The sequence below is a fragment of the Corynebacterium sp. HMSC071B10 genome (genome assembly GCF_001814825.1).
GTDB lineage: Bacteria > Actinomycetota > Actinomycetes > Mycobacteriales > Mycobacteriaceae > Corynebacterium.
Map to the genome: position 1 here is coordinate 1 of NZ_KV817946.1, position 4,689 is coordinate 4,689.

2 protein-coding genes and 1 pseudogene are annotated in these 4,689 nt (G+C 56.6%); 2 read left to right on the forward strand and 1 reads right to left on the reverse strand.

Annotation, left to right across the window (positions count from 1 at the left end; all coding sequences use genetic code 11):
* Positions 1–749: 749 nt before the first annotated feature.
* Together HMPREF2990_RS01150 and HMPREF2990_RS01155 are read left to right on the forward strand one after the other, a co-directional pair.
* Positions 750–2,537, forward strand: a complete 1,788-nt coding sequence (locus HMPREF2990_RS01150) for an ABC transporter ATP-binding protein (RefSeq protein WP_070762284.1) — start codon at positions 750–752, stop codon at positions 2,535–2,537.
* A complete protein-coding gene (locus HMPREF2990_RS01155) occupies positions 2,534–4,282 on the forward strand; it encodes an ABC transporter ATP-binding protein (RefSeq protein WP_070762285.1) in 1,749 nt (582 codons plus the stop codon). Before HMPREF2990_RS01150 ends, HMPREF2990_RS01155 begins: the two co-directional genes overlap by 4 nt.
* A gap of 63 nt (positions 4,283–4,345) precedes the next feature.
* Here HMPREF2990_RS01155 and HMPREF2990_RS13155 read toward each other — a convergent pair.
* Positions 4,346–4,689 (reverse strand): annotated as a pseudogene (locus HMPREF2990_RS13155) (DDE-type integrase/transposase/recombinase); the annotation flags it as partial.

Below are 4,689 nucleotides of genomic sequence, written 5' to 3' on the forward strand. Positions count from 1 at the left end.
CAAGAGCTTCAAGCGTGTCACTAAAAACAAGGTTTCGGTGTTCTTTCGAATCTAGGTAGCGATTCGGTTGCCGATTGATCCACACAATTCCAGTTTTCCGGTGATGCTCGATTGCACGATTCATGATGGAACGCAAACCGTGTCCCTCCATCCACTGCAACAGGAGGACGGTGTACCAGGACAGCATAGCGAGCTGGTGGACCTGACCCCTGTTTGGTAGACACCTCTGATTCCGACCGTGTTGGGTCGGGGAAAGGTAATCTACCTCCATGCCTAGGAAGGTTTATGGTCAAGTCCCGTGGAGTGGTGTAGCCGTCTAGCTTTCGGCTCGGTTTGAAGTTCGGGGTTTGTTTAGGCGGTTAGCTGGTGCTGATCGTCATGGTCGTCTCCTTTTCGGTGCATGAGGTGTTTGGTCTGTTCGAGTGCGGATAGTGACATGTAGCGCTTTTGCTGAATCCAAAGCGAGCCTAGAGGCAGATATTGCAGCGAACACCGCCAAGCACGCCGCCATCACCACAGCCCTAGGCGATCTGGCAGGCGAACCTGTGAACGATTTTCGCCCCGCACAGTGGAGCGCACTCATCGACCACGCCATCGTAGACGAGGATACGATCCGATTCGTATTCCGCACCGGTGAACAGGTGAGCATGACCCTGCAAGGGTGATATTGCAGCGGTTGACGTGCACGGTTAGGTACACCTCCCAGAAATAAAGTAAGGTTAGACTTACCTAAGAAGGATGGTGTTTACGTGGACGATCGTGCAATGGATCAGGTTGTTGACGGTGAGTATGAGTCGGCGAAGGAAAAATCTGTCGCTGGTCAAAGGGCGATTCGTAAGCTATCGCAGCCGGTGAAAGGCAAACTGTTTATCGCGCAGGTTTTGGCTTTTCTCTCTGGTGTGTTGGCTATTGCCCCGTATGTGGCTCTGGTGGAGCTTGGCAGAGAACTTATGCAAGACCAGGTGGACCCGGCGCGAGTGAACTGGATCGTCATACTCCTCGTCAGCGCATACATGGCCCGGTTGACCTTATATTTTGTTGCATTGGGCGTGACGCATTTTATTGACCTGTCGTTGCGTAACCAGATGCGTCGGCAAATTGCCGCCCGAATGTCGACTGCTCCGCTGTCGTGGTTTACCCGCGAGGGTGAGGGGAAGATCCGCAAGACCATTCAGGATGATACGGCCACGGTGCATACAGTGATCGCGCACGGGCCGATTGAGAAGCTGAACGCGATCGTATCCCCGCTCGCCTTGTTGATGTATGCGTTTGTGGTGGATTGGCGACTCGCGTTGCTGTCGACTGCGACGATTCCGATTTATGTGGGCATGTATGGCATGTCGATGCGTGGGATGAATGAGAAGACCGCACAAATGGACACCAAGCTCGCTCAGGTTTCGGCAACGATGGCCGAGTTCGTTGCCGGTATCTCAGTGGTGAAAGCATTCGGCAAGGTCGGCCAAGCACATAAAGCCTATTTAGATGCGGCTAACGAGTTTTCTAAGTTCTACCGGGCGTGGTGTATGCCGCTGGTGTCGATGTCGGTCGCCTCATTTTCGTGGGTGTCGATCCCGGTGTTGTTGATCGTGAACCTGGGCGGTGGCGCGTTGATGATGAACGCCGGTTGGGTGAGCATCTACGAGGTGATAACGACGACGTTGATCGCCTTGGTGCTGCCGGGAGCGTTGATGACAGTCGCAACTATCGCCTGGTCGTACCAGCTCGCAGGGTCTGCGGCAGTGAGGCTGGTGAACGTCATGGAGCTACCGGCGTTGAGTCAGCCCGATGCGCCACAGACGCCACACGGTCATGATATTAAGATTCGGGGTGTGTCGTATGCCTATGACGATACCCAGGCATTAGACGAGGTGAGCCTGAGCATTCCGGCAGGCACGGTGACCGCGCTGGTTGGCCCGTCGGGTGCGGGGAAGTCGACGTTGGCGAGTTTGATTGCCCGCTTCGATGACCCGGACGCTGGCACGATCACTATCGGCGGGGTTGATCTAAAGAGCATTTCCCAGGATGTGTTGTATTCGACGGTCGCGTTCGTCCTGCAAGATGCACAGCTTATTCGCGACACCATCCACAACAACATTGCCCTGGGCGCGCCAGACGCAACCTTGGATCAGGTGCGGCAGGCGGCGAGAGCAGCGCAGATCGACGAGTTCATCATGAGCCTGCCAGATGGTTACGACACCGTGTTGGGGGAGGGCACCCACGTTTCGGGCGGGCAGGCAGCCCGTATCGCGATCGCCCGGGCGCTCATGGTTGATGCCCCAGTGTTGGTGCTGGACGAGGCGACGGCGATGGCGGACCCGGAATCGGAATCGAAAATTCAACAAGCTCTCTCGACTCTTGCCAAAGGCAGAACCGTGATTGTGATCGCCCACCGGTTGGCCTCGATCAGGGGCGCGGATCAGATTGTCGTCATGGAACGCGGGGGCATTGCTGTGGTCGGTAAACATGACGAGCTGTTGGGTAATGCGCACTATCAGGCACTTCTTGCCCAAGGTGCATGCGAGGAGATGAAACGATGAATCAACTATTGCTGCCACGCTTTAAGCGTTTGATGGAACCCACCTCGTGGCGAGACCTCTCGGTCGGTCAAGCGTGGGGTGCGGTCTCAGGACTGTGTCACGGCTTTGCCCTGCTCGCGCTACTCCCTGCAGCAAGCGCCTTGGCGACCGGAATGCCGGTGTGGGGGCTGTCGTTTTGGGGCTGGCTCATCGCCTTGGCGGTGTTCGCGGTGCTGGGCGTGGGCACGGAGTTTTATGGCATGCGCACCGGCTATATCGGCGCGCTTGGATTCATTCACGACATCCACCAGGCAGTAGGTAACAAAGTAGCCCGCCTACCACTGGGAGTGTTCGATTCGGGTAGCTCTGGCCGACTGTCGCGCATGGTCACCAAGGAAATGATGGACTTGGGCGAGTCGGCGGCACATTTCATTTTCTCCCTCGTCCAAAAACTCTCAGCCGTGCTCGTAGTCACTGTGGGAACCTGGTTCTGGGATTGGCGGCTGGGACTGACCTTGACGATCGCGTTCCCGATCATGCTTGCCTTCCTCCATATCTCTCGTGTGCTTCTCGATAAGGGCAAGCAGGTTTCCGAACCAGCGGATTCGGAGCTGGCGGCTCGCATGGTCGAATTCGCCACCTGCCAAGGCGCGCTGCGTTCCTGCCATGTCGCCGACGACTACCCGGCCCTTGATCAGGCTTTCGACCAGGCTGACCGCAAGGGCCGCAAAGCATTGTGGCTCGGAACATTAGCGATCCTGATTAATGGGATGTTCGTCCAAGCGCTCATTGTGGTGATGATCTGGCTCAGCGTCCAACTCACCCTCGGCGGGCAAATGACTGCGCTGAACGCCGTGGTCACAATCGGCATGTGTCTGCGGTTCACCACCATGCTCCAAGACATTGGCGGAAGTATGTCGGGGCTGGAAGAACGCCGCCAGCAGATGAACCACGTCGACAAGGTCATGGACGCTCCCGAATTGTCCGAACCTGTCATCTCCACACCGGTGGGCGCTCCTGGTGATGTTCGCTTCGATGATGTGACCTTCGGCTACGATCCGGACACTCCGGTTCTCCGTGATATTTCCTTCCATGTCCCGCAAGGCGGCATGTGTGCCCTGGTTGGCCCATCTGGGTGCGGGAAGACGACGATCGCCCGGCTGGTTACACGTTTCTGGGATGTGCAGTCCGGCAGCGTGTGCGTTGGCGGAGTGGACGTGCGCGAGCAAACCACCGAAGACCTGATGCGCCAGATATCCCTGGTCTTCCAAGACGTCTACTTATTCAATGACACGCTCGAAGCCAACATTCGCCTTGGCAACCCCGAAGCTACCGATGAAGAAATCAGGTGGGCCGCTGACCTGTCGGGCGTGACGGAAATTGTCAACCGTCTCCCAGACGGCTGGAATTCATTGGCGGGTGCTGGCGGGCGTGCACTGTCAGGAGGGGAACGCCAACGAGTGTCCATCGCTCGCGCCTTGGTGAAGAAAGCCCCGATCGTGCTGTTCGATGAGGCCACCAGCGCGTTGGACGCGGAAAATGAAGCCAACATTGTTGCGGCGATGAACGAGCTACGCAAGCACTCCACACTGATTGTCATCGCCCACAAACTTGAAACCATTCGTCAAGCTGACCAAATCATTGTGCTCTCCCACGATGGGCGTATCGCCCAGCGCGGGTGCCACAACGAGCTGGTCAACCAGCCGGGTCAATACCGCGATTTCTGGCAAGAACGCATCAACGCAGCTGGATGGCAACTCGTCTAAACACAGCACGTATAAGCACATGAAAGGAAAAACTATGTCTATGCCTACATCCTCGCGCCTCAACACCCACTCGAACGTCGCGATTTCTACCTCGACAACATCATCCCACCTGCGAGCATGGATCAGCTCGTTCTTGTAGGAACCATTAACATTTTCTGCCAGAGCATTGTCATAAGAATCCCCGACCGACCGTTCCGGTGGAAGCGGCAATCCCGTGCTGGGCAAGTCGCTGGTTGTAGACAACGCTGACATACTGTGAGCCGTGATCTGAATGGTGAATGAGACCTGTTGTTTCCTCAGCACACACGATCGCCTGGTTAAGAGCTTGCAGCGGCAGTGCTTCCGTCCGCATCGAGTCTGATAACGCCCACCCAACGATCCGTCGAGAGTAAACGTCGGTGACAAAC